14 protein-coding genes and 1 pseudogene are annotated in these 15,624 nt (G+C 42.3%); 3 read left to right on the forward strand and 12 right to left on the reverse strand.

Annotated features, from left to right (window positions below; genetic code table 11):
* Positions 1–19 precede the first annotated feature (19 nt).
* Genes ADJ77_RS07950 through ADJ77_RS07960 form a run of 3 tightly spaced genes read right to left on the reverse strand, consistent with a single transcriptional unit; the run spans position 20 to position 4,170 of the window.
* Complete coding sequence (locus tag ADJ77_RS07950) at positions 20–2,008, reverse strand: glucosamine-6-phosphate deaminase (protein ID WP_050696259.1); 1,989 nt, start codon at positions 2,006–2,008, stop codon at positions 20–22.
* Complete coding sequence (nagB, locus tag ADJ77_RS07955; protein WP_025077422.1) at positions 2,008–2,796, reverse strand: glucosamine-6-phosphate deaminase; 789 nt, start codon at positions 2,794–2,796, stop codon at positions 2,008–2,010. Before nagB ends, ADJ77_RS07950 begins: the two co-directional genes overlap by 1 nt.
* 57 nt (positions 2,797–2,853) lie before the next feature.
* On the reverse strand, positions 2,854–4,170 hold the full coding sequence (locus tag ADJ77_RS07960) for an MFS transporter (protein ID WP_050696260.1): 1,317 nt from the start codon (positions 4,168–4,170) through the stop codon (positions 2,854–2,856).
* Between the two features lie 254 nt (positions 4,171–4,424).
* Here ADJ77_RS07960 and ADJ77_RS07965 point away from each other — a divergent pair, with 254 nt between their 5' ends.
* Positions 4,425–5,969, forward strand: a complete 1,545-nt coding sequence (locus ADJ77_RS07965) for an alpha-L-fucosidase (RefSeq protein WP_025077423.1) — start codon at positions 4,425–4,427, stop codon at positions 5,967–5,969.
* 109 nt (positions 5,970–6,078) lie between these two features.
* On the opposite strand, the gene ADJ77_RS07970 is transcribed toward ADJ77_RS07965, so the two are convergent.
* From ADJ77_RS07970 to ADJ77_RS08015, 9 genes and pseudogenes are all read right to left on the reverse strand, one after another.
* Positions 6,079–6,864 (reverse strand): hypothetical protein, encoded by a 786-nt coding sequence (locus ADJ77_RS07970; protein ID WP_025077424.1) that lies wholly within the window; start codon positions 6,862–6,864, stop codon positions 6,079–6,081.
* Between the two features lie 93 nt (positions 6,865–6,957).
* Entirely contained in the window at positions 6,958–7,842 is an 885-nt protein-coding gene (locus tag ADJ77_RS07975) for a hypothetical protein (RefSeq protein WP_025077425.1), read from the reverse strand.
* Positions 7,832–8,209, reverse strand: a complete 378-nt coding sequence (locus tag ADJ77_RS07980; RefSeq protein WP_234398012.1) for a LytTR family DNA-binding domain-containing protein — start codon at positions 8,207–8,209, stop codon at positions 7,832–7,834. Before ADJ77_RS07980 ends, ADJ77_RS07975 begins: the two co-directional genes overlap by 11 nt.
* Positions 8,210–8,322: 113 nt before the next feature.
* Positions 8,323–8,958, reverse strand: a complete 636-nt coding sequence (locus ADJ77_RS07985; RefSeq protein WP_025077427.1) for a SanA/YdcF family protein — start codon at positions 8,956–8,958, stop codon at positions 8,323–8,325.
* 657 nt (positions 8,959–9,615) lie between these two features.
* On the reverse strand, positions 9,616–10,680 hold the full coding sequence (locus tag ADJ77_RS07990) for a relaxase/mobilization nuclease domain-containing protein (RefSeq protein ID WP_025077428.1): 1,065 nt from the start codon (positions 10,678–10,680) through the stop codon (positions 9,616–9,618).
* Entirely contained in the window at positions 10,664–11,095 is a 432-nt protein-coding gene (locus ADJ77_RS07995; protein ID WP_025077429.1) for a plasmid mobilization protein, read from the reverse strand. The genes ADJ77_RS07990 and ADJ77_RS07995 overlap by 17 nt, the downstream gene beginning before the upstream one ends.
* 298 nt (positions 11,096–11,393) lie before the next feature.
* Positions 11,394–11,861 carry a DUF3408 domain-containing protein gene (locus ADJ77_RS08005; protein ID WP_025077431.1) on the reverse strand — a complete coding sequence of 156 codons (468 nt, stop codon included), beginning with the start codon at positions 11,859–11,861 and terminating at the stop codon, positions 11,394–11,396.
* Between the two features lie 4 nt (positions 11,862–11,865).
* Positions 11,866–12,872, reverse strand: a pseudogene (locus ADJ77_RS08010) (toprim domain-containing protein).
* Between the two features lie 217 nt (positions 12,873–13,089).
* On the reverse strand, positions 13,090–14,364 hold the full coding sequence (locus ADJ77_RS08015) for a VapE domain-containing protein (RefSeq protein WP_050696518.1): 1,275 nt from the start codon (positions 14,362–14,364) through the stop codon (positions 13,090–13,092).
* A 631-nt stretch (positions 14,365–14,995) separates the two neighbouring features.
* Here ADJ77_RS08015 and ADJ77_RS08020 point away from each other — a divergent pair.
* Positions 14,996–15,283, forward strand: a complete 288-nt coding sequence (locus tag ADJ77_RS08020; RefSeq protein WP_050696261.1) for a helix-turn-helix domain-containing protein — start codon at positions 14,996–14,998, stop codon at positions 15,281–15,283.
* 15 nt (positions 15,284–15,298) lie between these two features.
* Positions 15,299–15,589: a helix-turn-helix domain-containing protein gene (locus ADJ77_RS08025; protein WP_025077432.1), complete on the forward strand. Its 291-nt coding sequence runs from the start codon at positions 15,299–15,301 to the stop codon at positions 15,587–15,589.
* Positions 15,590–15,624 lie beyond the last annotated feature (35 nt).

Here is a 15,624-nt window from a genome sequence, read left to right on the forward strand (position 1 = left end):
CTTATTTGTCGGAAAAATACTAAAACTTGTATTCAACAAATGCTTCCATTGCCTCGTAGCAAGCAAGTCCTAAGTCATCATAGAGCTTGGCAGTACCACGGTTGCGGTCTTCTGAACGCTGCCAGAAGAGACGCTCGTCATTGCCAAGGAATGGAGCACTTTCCATCTGACTCTGATGCTTCAGGATAGAGTTACGTTTTGCACGGAGTTCCTCTGGGCTGATAGGAACACACATCTCGATGTTCTCAATTTCCCATTCTGCCCATGCACCACGATACATCCATACGCGGCAGTCCTTCAGCCACTCTGACTTAGCTTCCTTCTCAAGGTCGATAGCAGCAAGAACGGCGTCTGTACACTTACGGTGAGTACCATGTGGGTCAGCCAAGTCGCCTGCTACATAAATCTGATGAGGCTGTACCTTGGTAATGAGTTCTCTAACGATGTTTACGTCTGCTTCGCCCATTGGGAGCTTCTCAATCTTACCAGACTCATAGAAAGGCAGGTCAAGGAAGTGAACATGGTCGAGTGGAATCTGATTGAAGGTAGAAGCTGTACGTGCCTCGCCACGACGGATAAGTCCCTTGATGGTACGAATGTCCTGTGTGTCGATGTCACCTTCCTTCTTATTCTTTAAGAACTCCTTAATCTCCTTGTACTTAGACTTGATAACCTCGTCTTGCTCACCAGCGAAGAGCTGATTGAAGCCATTGATGAAGTGCATGAAGCGTACAACTTCCTCGTCACCTACAGCAATGTTACCTGATGTTTCGTAAGCTACGTGAACATCATGTCCCTGCTGTACCAAACGGCGAAGTGTTCCACCCATTGAAATAACATCATCGTCAGGGTGTGGAGAGAATACAATCACTCTCTTTGGGAATGGATTAGCACGCTCTGGACGATAGGTGTCGTCAGCATCTGGCTTGCCACCTGGCCAGCCTGTAATTGTATGCTGGAGATCATTGAAGATCTTAATGTTTGCATTGTATGCTGAACCATAGAGTGCAAGGAGTTCGCTAAGACCATTCTCGTTGTAATCCTTATTAGTCAACTTGAGGATTGGTTTCCCTGTGACCTGGCAGAGCCAAACGAGTGCAGAACGTACCAGCTTGTCCGTCCATTTACAGGAAGCAACGAGCCAAGGGTGCTGGATACGTGTCAGCTTTGCTGCTGCTGAAAGGTCAATGGCAACGTGCGCATCGTTGTGTGTCTGCAGGAAAGATGCCGGAACCGCATCAGTAACCTTTCCTTCAACGGTCTTCTTGATGATGTCTGCCTTTTCTTCACCCCATGCAGTAAGGTATATCTTGCGAGCAGCGAGGATGGTGTTGACCCCCATTGTGATAGAACAGGGAGGAACTGATTCCTGTGAACCGAAGCTCATCTTCATTTCTTCACGTGCAGTCTCATCAATAAGGATGAGGCGTGAGGCTGATGTAATACTTGAACCAGGCTCATTGGTTGCAATGTTGCCCATGCGTCCGATACCCAAGAGAATAACATCAAGCCCACCCAGTACTTTGATGTGCTGCTCATACTGGCGGCAATGCTCCTGTACTTCATCCTGAGCAATGGTACCATCTGGTGTAAAGATGTTCTCAACTTCAATATCAATATGATTCAGGAAACGCTCCTTCAGTTGGTTGATGCTTCGGTTTACATTCTCAGCATTCAGTGGAAAATACTCATAGGCATTGAAGACGACAACATTCTTGAAACTAAGCCTTCCTGCCTCATGACGCTTGATAAGTTCCTGGAAGATTGGAGTGAGGGAGGAACCAGAGCCAACGCCCATAACATATTTTCTTCCTTCCTGTTCTCTCTTCTTGATATCAGCCTCAAGCTGGTTGGCTATGTTAACAGCGCCCTCTTCTATCGTTGGGAAGATGTCTGTCGGAACCTTCTCAAAGCGTGTGATTTCAGAGCGTTCTATGGCAGTTGCCGGATGATAAAACTCCTCAGGTATTTGATTGAGTACTATTTGTGAACTTAAATTCAGTTTCATTACAAGTTCTCCTTCTCTATGTCTTTAAAGTATTTGTATGTTTCTACAGTTAACTTGTCTGTTGCACTTTCATCACACACAATGATACCGTGCTCGTGCATCTGTAGAGCACTGATTGTCCATTTCTGTGTGAGCGGACCTTCTACAACAGCACGCAAAGCCTCGGCCTTGTTATGACCATTAACAAGAATCAATACCTCTTTTGCGTCCATTACTGTACCAACACCTACAGTCAATGCATGTACAGGGACTTTGTTTGGATCATTATCGAAGAAACGTGAGTTTGCAATACGTGTGTCTGAAGTCAAAGTCTTGATGCGTGTACGTGAGCGAAGTGATGAACCTGGCTCGTTGAAAGCGATATGTCCGTCGGGACCAATACCACCGAGGAAGAGGTCGATGCCGCCTGCTTCACGAATCATATCCTCATAGTGCTGGCACTCTGCCTCAAGGTTTTCTGCGTTACCATTCAGAATATGGATGTTCTCTTTTGGACAGTCTATGTGGTTGAAGAGGTGCTCAGCCATGAAAGAGTGGTAGCTCTGTGGATGACTCTCTGGCAGTCCGACATACTCGTCCATGTTGAATGTAACCACGTTCTTGAAGCTCACTCTGCCTTCTTTGTAAGCCTTTACCAACTCTGCATACATTCCTTCCGGTGATGAACCAGTTGGCAAGCCGAGTACAAATGGCTTCTCTTGATTCTTAGCAGCATTGATGCGCTCAATGACGTAGTTGGCTGCCCATTTAGATAACTGTTCGTAGTTGGGTTCTATGATTAATCTCATAATCTATTGGTTTTAATTATTTTGGTTTGGTTTTATGTTAATAATTCTCTTCTATTTTTATGCTTCAATCTTTTCTTTTTTCGTCTTGTCTTCGTATGTGAATGGAACGAACCATGTTATCAGCAGCGCTGGGATGGTACATACCAATACGAAGATAAAGAACTGACGATAACCTAACATGTCACTGAAAATACCACTCAACATACCTGGTAACATTACACCCAAGTTCATGATGCCACTTGCAAAAGCATAGTGTGCCATCTGGTGTTTACCAGGTGCAATCTGCTGCATCATAAAGAGTGAGAGTCCAACAAAGCCGAAACCATAGCCGAAGTATTCCATAACAATAGCCCCACCAATCAACCAAAGATTCTCTGGTTGATAGACTGCTAATAAAGTATAGGCGATAAATGGAATGTTAAAGATTAATGCGAGGGAGAAGAGGCTCTTCTGCAATCCTCTCCATGCAATGTAATAACCCGCAAGGATAGAGCCAATAACGAAGGCTGCAGCACCGAAGGTTCCATAACAGAGTCCAATCTCTTGTTCACTTAATCCCAAACCTTGTTTGGCACGTGATGCCTTAAGGAAGAGAGGAACAATCTTCATTACAAAACCCTCTGCAAAACGATAGAGGATAATGAAGAATATATAATATATAATGTGTTTCTTCTTGAAGAAGTCAATGAATACCTCTATAAGTTCGTTTAATGATTCTTTTAATGACTTTGGCGAATCTGTTGTTGCCTTCTTTGGGTTTGGAAGGATAAAGATGTGGTAACAGCCTATCACTATCATAATTGTAGCAATAATAAGCATGATAAACATCCATGCCTTTGTTACACCAAAATGCTCAATGAATGTACCTGCAAGGTAGACCAATCCACCTGTTGCAGCAATCTTAGCAATGTTATAGAAGGCTCCCTGCCAACCAATCCAGCGTGCCTGTTCTTCATTTGAGAGTACAGACATATAGGTTCCGTCTGCAGCAATATCATGCGTAGCACCACTCAGCGCAATAACTGCAAGTATTGCAATCGTGACAGAAAAGAAGAATGGAAGATGAAGGGCAAAGGCTACTAATGCAAAAAGCACACCTGTAAGTAGCTGTGTCAGAACAACAAAGAATTTCTTTGTTTTATAAATCTCTAAAAACGGACTCCATAAGGGCTTTAAGGTCCAAGGAAGCATGATGAGGGAGGTCCAAAAGGCTATCTGTTTATCAGATACTCCCATTCCTTTATACATAAGTGTACAAACCATGTTGAGCACAACGAAAGGCATACCCATGGCAAAATAAAGCGTAGGAACCCATGTTGCTGGACTATGCACCATCTTGTTTTCCTCTTTTAGGTTCTTAGGGTTTAGACTCATTTTCTTTAATTAATATTTTCTAAGAAAGTAACAGCTGAAGAGCTACTTGTACTTATCTGCGAGGCTTCATTTAACTTTAATTTACCAATGAGATAGGTTTGTAGCTCTTAAAGCTATACTTCTTTGATTTCAGACCTAATATATAACTCATAGAAATGTATTTTATTGTATGCGTTTTTGGTTTATTCGATGAAAATATCTAATTTTGCCGCAGAATTTCATTTTTGCATTTATAAATCATTACCTATATTCTTATGTGGCTGAATTCTTATTCCCATTTTTTGAAGGCAACGATAGCTTGTACAGGCTTATTATTCTCATCGGTAGTTCTTCCTGTGGTTCATGCCCAGGAACAGAATGTTGTTGTAATTAATCCGACGGATTCCCCTGCTGATATTGTTCATAAGGCAGCAAATGTTGTTCCGTCTGAACGTCAGTTCAACTGGCAGCGTCAGGAACTTACAGCTTTCTTGCATTATGGTGTAAATACTTATACTGGTAGAGAGTGGGGCGATGGCAAGGAGTCACCGGCTATCTTCAATCCTACTGACCTCGATGCAGACCAGTGGATACGTGAGTTGAAATCGGCTGGTTTCAAGTGTGCCATCCTTACCTGTAAGCATCACGATGGTTTTTGTTTGTGGCCATCAGCCTATACAGAGCATAGCGTGAAGCATTCTCCATGGAAGGATGGTAAGGGCGACGTGGTACGTGAGGTGAGCGATGCCTGCAAGAAGTATGGTATGGATTTCGGCGTTTACCTTTCTCCTTGGGACCGTAATTCGGAACTTTATGGAACTGAGGCTTATAACGATTTCTTTGTTAAGCAGTTGACAGAATTGCTGACCCTGTATGGTAAGGTGAGCGAAGTGTGGTTTGACGGTGCTTGTGGTGAAGGTCCTAATGGAAAGAAACAGGAGTATGACTTCGTACGATGGTATGAACTTATCCGTAAGTTGCAGCCAGAGGCAGTGATTGCTGTAATGGGACCTGACGTGCGTTGGGTTGGTACTGAAACTGGTCGTGGTCGTGAGATGGAATGGAGTGTTGTTCCAAAGGATAATCTTGACCAGGATGCAATTGCAAAGAATTCACAGCAGGAGGTGTTGACTGCACCTGTTGGCGATATGATGGGGCAGGACCTCGGTAGCCGTAAAAAGATTGAGAAGGCAAAGTCACTTGTCTGGTATCCGGCTGAGATTGACGTCTCTATCCGTCCAGGTTGGTTCTATCATGAGGCACAGGACAGCAAGGTGAAGTCGCCAAAGGAACTGATGGATATCTATTTTACTTCTGTCGGAATGAATGGTGTACTTCTGTTGAATCTCCCTCCTAACAAGGAAGGTAAACTTGCTGATGCCGATGTTAGGAGTCTTCGTGGTTTCCGTCAGTTGTATGCTACTACCTTTACTGATAATCTCTTGGCAAATGCTAAGGTTACTTGTGCGCTTTCAGAGGGTAAGAGTCGCAATGTCGTTGACCATAATTATGATACATCTGTATTGCCAAAAATGAAGGATGGTAAAGCTGTCTTCCAGTTCAAACTGAAGAATCCAGCTACTTTCAACGTTCTTTCTGTGCAGGAGGATATCCGCAAGGGACAGCGTGTAGAGAAGTTCTCACTTGAGGTGAAGGATGCAAAGGGCAACTGGAAGAGGGTGACAGAGGGTACAACCGTAGGCCATAAGCGTTTGTTGAAGTTCCCTGTAGAGACTGCTAAGGAGGTGCGCCTTATCATCAGTGAGGTGCGTGCCGTACCTGCTATCTCTGAGATTGGTTTGTACCGATTAAGAGATTAGGCTATTATTCTAAGGCTTATTACAATAAGTTATATAAAAAAGGACGCACAGTTTGTGCGTCCTTTTTTATATAATAATACTTATTCTTTATTACAATATCAGTTCTTATTTATCTCAAAGTATGTTGATTTTTGATTTCGACCTGCTTTGCAATCTCTCTTAATAGTTCATTGCTAATGGCAATAGAGAGTTGTGGAACATTTCGGTTGTTTATAGTAGAAATAACTTTAGCTTTGCCGAAAATATCCTGTGTTAGTTGTTGGTCCTTACGCAAAGCATCAGCGTATGGTCCACAAGCGAGGATAACTGTGTCGAAATGTGACCAAAATGATTTTGTTTCTTTCATAAGGTCAAAGCGTTGACGGATATTTTCTTCTGTTTCTTGTCTCTCTTTTACAGATAGTCCATAATTATTTACTCTACATTTTTCATTCAATTCTGTGATAAAACAGTCTTTATAAAAGTCAATTGTAGAGATGTTGACAGGATTATCAAGTTTCCCAAGTTCTCTGATATAATTGATGAGTTTCTGATAATTATACCAAGTAGCAGATGTTCCACCAGCACCCGAAATAATCTTATCACCTTTCTTCCTCTCAATAGTGAATCGTTGAGGTTTATTATATGGAGCAAATGGACAAAATGTTTCCCAACTTCCATCCCACTGTGGGATTTCCTCTTCATTAATAAATCCATGTCCTTTTTCCACTAAATTCATCCATTGATTATAGTTATTAGAACATTCTTGCTGCTCTGAGGTACTTCCTTCTTCGTGGGCACATTCCTTACCAGTGATTAGTATTTTGGCATTTGGGTTACCCAATCCAATGTAATTTTTCACTTCTTTCTGTGAAAACTTCATTAATAACTCTTGAAAAGCGTTGATTAGTTCCATAGTTTTAAGTTTATGAATTTATCTGTTTTAATTTAATAAAAGCATGAATGGTTTGTCTGTAAGTCTTTATCTCTCAAGCTGTATTTTATTGGTTTATTGTTTCTTAAATATCAATAAGTTATCTGCATACCCCTTCCAATCAGCCACTCCACAAATACTATCTGTTGGGGTGCGATAGAAGGTGTTGCCGTTGTTTCCACCTGTCAGATAGATAGCGTCAGTAAAACCGTAGTCGGAAAGGGCTTGTGCAAAGTCGTAGAGGGATTCTTTATGGATTGTCTCAACATACCAAATCGTTGTAGAGCCTGCCTTACGTGCTAATGCACAGCGTGTCACTTTTCCCTTTAAGGCAAACTGCTCCTCACATATTTGTCCTGCCGATACGAGGGCAAACTGGCGGAACATACTGCCGTTGTGGGCTTTTACATACTCCTTTATAGTATCGTCTTGACCGATGCCAATTTGCCATTTATTGCCAACGATGGCTACAAAGCCAGCCTTGCTGTGACCGTTTGCATATTCCTTGCCTTGATAGACAAAGTCGCCAATGTACTTGTATTGATGGTTTTCATCCCAATAGTAATCCCAACCATGTGTAACAAGGCAGACCGTAGAGTCAATGACCGAAGGGACTGTGCGGGATAGGGTAGGCGTGAGTCCGTGCAGTTCGTATAGTCTCATACTTACTCCATAGAGTGAGTCTACCTTCATTGTCACACCTTGCAGAGAATCTGATGGCATCTTTTCCAAGTCGCAAATGATTTCAGTTGAGGTGCGACTTAGCGGGTAATCAAAGGAAAGTGTACGGTTATTTGCTTTCTGCCAGAAGTAGACGGTTGCAGCAGAGAGGGAGATAAAAACAAGCGCAACAAGTCCTGCCCACCATCTGCGGGATGCTGGCTTCTGCTTGTCTTCTATCTGAGAAGGTTTGAAGTCCGTACCTCCTAAGAACTGAATATCGTCGTCATTATAACTCATTTTGCTTTTGTTTTATACCCTCTTCAAGGAGTTGCAGTGCCTTGTGGGAAATAGAATCGAGAACTATCTTTTGTGACAGTTCCTTTCTCCATAGGCTCAGCTGGTCCTTTTTTGTGTCAATTCTACTGATATAGTGAAGGTTGAGTACATATTGTTTACCCACCCTTACAAATACGATTTCCTGCTGTCGCATCTGTTGGTCAATAAGTTCTGTGATGGTTTTGAGGTTCATCCATAGCTGTATCTCCTCCCCATTTGAAAGTGTCATCACACAGTAGTTGCCGTCTGACCGGATATAAAGAATCTCGTCAAACGCCAGTCGCATCATTTCTGTGCTTCCGTTTTGTATGATTAACAGCTGTTTCACTACTTATTGCCAACAATTTATTATAGTACTGCAAATTTAGTAAATAAAAGCTATACTCTCGTTTCTTTGTTGAGAAAATATCTCTCCTTTGGACTATCAACTGCATAGAATCTCTACTTGCAGAAGTCTTTTCGGTGTGTAACGTGCAAGTCAATGAAGAGTTTAACCCTTGCCAGTAACTCTCTTATATGTGTCCATATAGCCCTTGGATGGCGCACGTCGTCGGCATTATACCCCACGGCATTGATGTTCATCTCGTCTGCTAAGAAGATGCTGCGTTCGTTATGCCACTTCTGAGAGATGATAATCATGTCATGTACATCGAAGTTTTGTTTTATATTCCTCATAGAGAGTAGGGTGCGATAGCCTTGTCCGTCCATCGTGATGACACTGTCAGGTACGCCTCTTTTCATCAGGTCTTGGCGCATTGTCTGTGGCTCGTCATAACCTTCTCGCTTGTCTCCACTGATGATGAGCTGTCTGAACTTTCCATGTTTGTAAAGTTCTGCTGTGGCATTGATGCGTGCCATGTAGAAGGCACTCGGCTTTTTACCGTCCCTTGCCTTTGGGTTTGTGCCGAGCAGTAAGGCTGTCTCCATTTCAGGAACGTTGTTGATGTCGTTGAATGTCCTGCCTTCTGCATTCTTGTCAACGATAAAGTTACAGAGTACGACTACGGCTCCGAGTAAGGTAATGATAGCGATAGTGGAGTAAATGATTCGCTTCTTCCTCTGTTTGTTTCTTTTCATTTTTATTTGAATTAAATATACCAAGTTGTCATACACTTTAATGTGTCTTGTCTTGATACTTTTTTAAATAATCTCGGTGCAAAGTTAGACTTTATCTTCTACCTACTCTCATCCTTTTTCTCCCTGCTGATGAAATAGTGTTCAGGCTGTATGAAACGTAGAATTTATAATTCAAAATTCACAATTATGATTACCGATTGTAGGATAGTTCAAAGTTCAAAATTATGATTATCGATGTAGGATAGTTCAAACGTCAAAGTTTAAAGTTGAGCTGTCAACTATCTTTACAAAATGATGAGATATTAAACTAAAAAATCCTCTGAAAATACTTGTTTTAAGTGTTTTTGTAAGTAGTTTATTATCAGGTGGTTGTGAGGTGGTTTTTTAAAAGGTGCTTGTTAAGGGTTCAAGAGGGCGTTAGTAACACGGCAAGATGATTTCTAAAATACAACTAATTGGAAATAAACAAGTTACCTTGTTTGTTAAACTGAATAGGTAACGATTTGGAAACGAACGAACTAATTGGTGTCGCTGTTTTCTGCCTAACAAAGAACGCTTGTTATTCTGTTTGCAAAGATAATACTTTGTTACCGAATAACAAGCGTTTTCAAAGAAATATTCACATATCTGCATTTTTGATTGTTGCTGTTGGAGTTGCTATAATCCTCTCCCTCGCTTCTTCTTTCTGTTGGCTTGGTTTCTGAGCTTGCGCTGCCATGCGGACTCGGCATAGTCATCGCCATGTGTTGTTGGCGTAATCATTCCGCCTACCCCCTCCACCAAATCATCGGCTGTACTGATGGCTGCATCTGCCATATCTCTTATAGTTTGTGCGATTTTTGGCGTTTCCTTAGTTGGTGGTGGACTGTATGAACGGCTTGGGGGTACGAGTTGATAGTCAGCATCCTTAGTATCTGTATGCTTTGACGATTTGCGTATTACTTGGTCAGATTTATTCGTATCGGTTTTCTTACCTGCCTCGAAGTTCTTTTGCAAAGAACGGTAGCCAAACTCTCTGCCTACTTCCGATGCCTTGAACGAATATTCTCCGTATGAGAACTTCAAACCATAAACCTTGCTCTGCTTGTTCTTCATACGATCTATGGTTACTCCATGCTTGTTCAACTCATAGAGGAACATAGAATGTCCTGTGATACCTATACTTTTGTACTTTTCAAGTAGGTCATAGCATATTCTTTGTAGTTCTCTCTTTGTTTCCTCTCTTGTGGGATTGGCTTTTGCTTTCTGATGTTTCCTTTTGATTTTGACTTCCTTTGCAATGGTTAAGCCTTTCTCCCTGCTGATTTCCTCTGTTATTCTTGCAGCCTTGTTGCTTACAAAGGTGGTATCATAAACTTCTCCGTATAGGCTGATGCGGTTGGCGATAATGTGGATATGCCTGTTGTCTGTATCCTTGTGCGTTACTGCCATCCACTGATGGTTGTCAAGTCCCATTTTCTTGGCAAACAGATGGGCTATTTGGGCAAGTTCAGAAACAGATAGTTTCTTCTCGTCCTGTGGCGCAATGCCGATTTCGATGCGCAGGAATTTGTTTCTGCATCTGGTATTGTAATCGCTGACCAAGTTCATTTCCTCGTAAATAGCCTTTGATTCTCTGCTACAAAGGTTATGAAAGGCAAGCCGATTACCCAGCTTGCCCTCTCTGAAGATATAGTCCAATGCAGTGCTTCCGTGCGCTATCGCCTTACACTTTCCTATCATACCTCGGCAGATTTAAAACCTTATATATATCGTCACCAATGCGGAAGTGAGGGTCGAAAAAACGCTTAAATGCTTCTTTGGCACATATGGAAAGGTTCTTGGTTATCGGCACCCATGACTCGTCCTTTATCCTGATGAGGTTGGAAACCTGTGCGTAGAACATTCCCGTTCGGTAGAGTACGGCAATGGCTTCCTTTTCATTGTCGGTCATCTTGGGAACGGTTACCACTTCACCATTCAAAAGAATCTCACGGCAGTACTCGGAGAACTTCCGCCCTGTGCTTTCTGCCTTTGCCTTGATGCGCTGCTTCTCCTCCAAAGTACACCTAATCTTGATGAACTCCGTCTTGTTCATCTGTTTTTCTTCATTGTTCTTCTGCTGCCATTGGGTAGCTTTTCTTCTGTATTTCTTCATATAAGTTTCTCTGAAAGTTAATCATTATGGATGATTCGTTGCTGCTTAATTTCTGAATGATGACCGATGAGAACGGAGTGATTACGGTCTAATCTCCCCGACTGTTTATCGAGGGGAGCAAGAGCAGTTTGTACCCACAAACTGACGTCTTGCAATAGCTGCTGAAATGCCGATAACGCCTTGGGGCGTTTCCTCTGCCGAAAGTGAATGCACGGCATTCCGTGTCTAACTACGTTCGTGGCATTCCCTCCTTTCTGTCTTTTAGACAATAACATAGTATTCGCTCCTTTTTTCGTGCTTATAGCTTTCTCCACTTCTCTATATCCTCGTGGTATTCCTCCAAATGACTGCGCACGAGGTTCTCCACGAAACTTGAAAGATTGCTGCCCCTGTCGCCCAATCTTCGCACGATGAGGTCTGCACGTTCCTGTGTTTCCTTGCTCAGATAGACAGCCTTCCTATTACTGAGTTTGGCAGGTAAAAGATAGGCTTGCTTGTAGGCTTCAAGCGTTTCCTTTCTCATTTTGGCACTGATGCGTTTCTGAACGGGTGCATTCTCTGGCAGCCTTGCTTGTTCAGTTTCGTGTAAAAGCTCGGTACACCGTGATACCTCTGTGTTCTGTAATGGCTCGACATCCTCTGATGGCTTACCGCTCCGTGTCATCTTTGTGTGCTGCTGGCTACTTCTTCCGAGCAGTTCTTCTTCGTTACCACCTAAATAATATGAAAGGTCATACTCTACCTCTGTTGTTTTCTTCTTTTCCATTTTTCTATCTTATTTTATGTTTAACTTGTTTTACCTTTATGGAGTTGCTTTGCATTTGCTGCATCGCCTTTGATTGTTTTTCTTCTGCTCACATACCCTATGCACGTGATACTCGTTGAGGTCTTTGAAGTTTCCGTAATGCACGGACATATCCTCGACCTTGAAACCAGCCCTGATGAAATCATTGGTTGCCCTCTTTCATGCTTCGTCATTGTCAAGGAAGGTACGGATATGGGTGAGGTGTCGGTCATTCAAATAGCGGATAGTCCTTGCCACGTTGCTCACGGAGTTCATCACGAGGCAAACTCTCGTTACTTCTTCTTTCATTGAAAGGAGAGAAAGGAAATCCATAAATCCCTCGAACACGCATACAGGCTGTATCTTATCAGCGTCCTTGTCTCTCAACTTATCTATGAATATCGGAGTAATGTCCTTCGGGGCAATCGTTCCCTTGAAGGAACCATTGTCCCGAAGCTCATAGCCACCCGACTGATTGGCAAAGCCGATGGCTTGATAATGATGGCCTCTTACCTCATAGCTGATACAACGTAGAAAGGGTGTAGCCTTTTCTATGTTGATGCAGCGTTCTTCTGTGAGGTATTTCTGCAAATGGAGTGGCAAGATGTCTGATATACCTGTCAGTCTCCTTGCTCCGTTTGCAGATGCTGCTTGTCTGATGCTTTCCTGCTTGGAAGAGTCTTGTACACTCTCTCTTTGAGGATTACACACTGTATAATCGGGAGCGTTTCGTCCCAATTGACGGATGGCTTCCAACAGCGTGCAGCCTTCTAACCGCACACAAAGGTCGATAATACTTCCGCCTTTGCCTTCGGCATAATCTATCCAAAGGTTCTTCTCAGTGTCCACCTTGAAACTTGGATGTGTGTCTTCACGAAACGGTGAACGGTAGAGGGCATAGGCTGGTGTCCTACGCACAGATTTGATACCTTTCCTTTCAAGGTACTCCACAATAGAGTATCGCTTGATGCGTGATAAATCTTCTTCTTTCATTGTCATTATAATTATTGGTTGAACATTTATTCATTCTGATTTTATATCGGATTATATTTTGATTATGCTGATAGCGCAAACTTCATTGATGCTTTTTTGCTTCCTAAAGTTTTTCCCCTAAAAACTTTTTTCACTTTCTTCTTACTACATACTTCTTTAATGTAAGTTATTGATAATCAGCAATACTTTGTAGTAAACGATGATACTACACACTCTACTACATCAAACTACTACAGCTATTTACCAGTGGGCAGGGGTGGATTTTCCTAACCTTATACACATAGACAGGACTACAACCCTCACGCCTCTTGCTTACCTTTTCAAAGCCAGCTCTTTTGAGTGCTTCGCCCATACGTTTGAGTGTCAAAGGTTGATGCGTATAAACACCTAAATAAGCGAGTATTTCGGTAGTGGTCATGTAAGCACAATGAGGATTGTCCTCTGTTGGCTTTTCAAAACAGCGTAATAGTAGTTCCATTTCTGCGGTCTGTACTTGGAAGTCCTCACTCTCCTTGTAGAGTTCCGTGATTTCTTCATCGTTAAACCAATATCGAAAGCCTGCGTTTAACAAGGCTTTGGCTTCGGTATAGACGGCATCCATAGAGATAGCTTTAGCTCGTTCAATATCAATGGATAGCATCTCAAACGGAAGGAATCGTCTGCTTCCTGTGGGGTCAGTCAAGAAATCATTGCCGTTTACCGATGCTACAAAACTCGCCAAGTGTGGGTGTTCCTCCACATACTTGTCGTAGGGCATACGGTATTTGACCATCGGGCAGGTGATGAGGTTCTTCAGTTCGTTCTCGTCACGCTTATTGAGGGCTTTGAGCTGGTCGTCAATGTTTACGATAAGGTTTTGTCCGATATAGGTGAGGGTATCTTTCTCCTGCGGATATATCTTACCTGTGTAGCTGTAACCTTTAAGCGCAGGCGGACAAAGCAAATCAAGAAAGGTGGTCTTGAACTTGCCTTGTTCTCCTGTCAGTACAAGGCAGGTATGGTTACGGCATTCACGGTCGTCCATAGCGTTGGCAACTACTGCAACAAGCCATTTGATAAGGTATGGCAACCACTTTTCAGAGTTGCGGACGATAACGCACGATGCAAGGTTGGCTATTGTGCTTTGGTTTACCTCCATCTTGTGCAGCACTTCTGAAGCATCAACCGTTGGCAAAGCCTTGAAATACTCCTGTATGGGATTGATACGGGGAGAAAAGCTGCTTTCAATGATGGAATAGAGATTATCAGCGGAAGTAATAATACCTTCCTCGCTATCAAGTTCCCTGCGAAAGGTATTGATGTCATAACGGCTGACCTTACTATACACATTGGCATATTTGGGAGAAAACTCTGTTCTGCCAAGTACAGTGTTGAACCTGAAGTCATAATGGGTGGAGAGGTAGCTTTCTATCTCCTTGTTTTTGGAAGTTTGCCTACTATGCTTCGGCTTATCTTCTGTGCGTATATTGCTATTGTCTGCATACTTCTTCATAATCATCCTAAAATGATTTCTGAAAGTGAAGTTAAGGAGGATAATTCTGATAGCCAAGCATTCTCGGTGTGCTTGCATAATGTTGCATAGACTTGCTATAAAATTCCTTGTAGGAAATCATCAAACATCTTATTTTTTAGTGGATTAAATGAAGAAATCAAAGGATAAAAGGAAATGATACAAATACCAATAATTGATTGGCTTTGTAACAAACCACATTCAAATGCGGTATTCTGCACATATGGGTAGTGAGCTATAAGTAAAGGAATAACAAAGAACGGATAAGGCGAAAATAACTACCTATTTAAACAAAAAGCAATCCACAAAAAGATGTAAGCAAAAATTAAGAGCTTATCTCTATGTTCTCAGAAATCTTAGAACAAGATAGAAGGTTTATGCCAAATGGTTGACTGTATCTTTATATTCTATTGGCAGTGAAAGAAGGAAAGTGGGTGTTTCAGTGTTGATAACGACAAGAAACGAGGAAGAAATTTTCATCGTGTTTCCTTTGTTTTCCCTGCTGTTCCTTAGTGCTTTGAGCATAAGGAAACTATCCCTACTTTTGCATCGTGCTGGGGCGCAGAACGCTGCAACATAAGCAAAAAGTAACAACAAACAAAACAATAGAAGTATGGGATATTTGATAATTACAGACCAGAACTGGCAGAAAATAAGGGATGAGATATTAAGTCTTGCCGACTGCTGCCACAAGGCATTTGGAGAGAAGTGTAAGCACACAGATTGGCTGCACAATGGTGATGTGTGCCAGCTGCTTAACATCAGCAAGCGCACCTTGCAGCATTATCGTGATACAGGCGTGCTGCCATTCGCACAAATCGGGCACAAGTGCTATTACAAGCGTGAAGACGTGGAGCGGTTGTTACAGACAAAATCGGAGAAAACCAAGAGCAACAAATAGACAAACAATGAAAAGATGGAAACTGTTAGAGATTTGAACATGGACATGGACAAAATGCAGGTAGTGCTGTCCGCTATCCACAGTGTGAGCAGGAGAATTAAGGAAGTGGCACAAACGCACAAGCCGCTATTTGGCGGAGAGCATTTCCTTACGGGTGAGGAGGTGTGTGAGCGGCTGTATATTAGCCCTCGCACATTGCAAGATTATAGAGATAAGGGGATTATACCTTATACGCAATTTGCAGGGAAGATACTATACAAGGCTTCGGATTTGGAGAGGCTGTTAGAGGAAAATTATAGCGTATAACAATTTTAGCACACCTCTATTTGTTATAAAATCTA

This window comes from Prevotella fusca JCM 17724 (assembly GCF_001262015.1).
GTDB lineage: Bacteria > Bacteroidota > Bacteroidia > Bacteroidales > Bacteroidaceae > Prevotella > Prevotella fusca.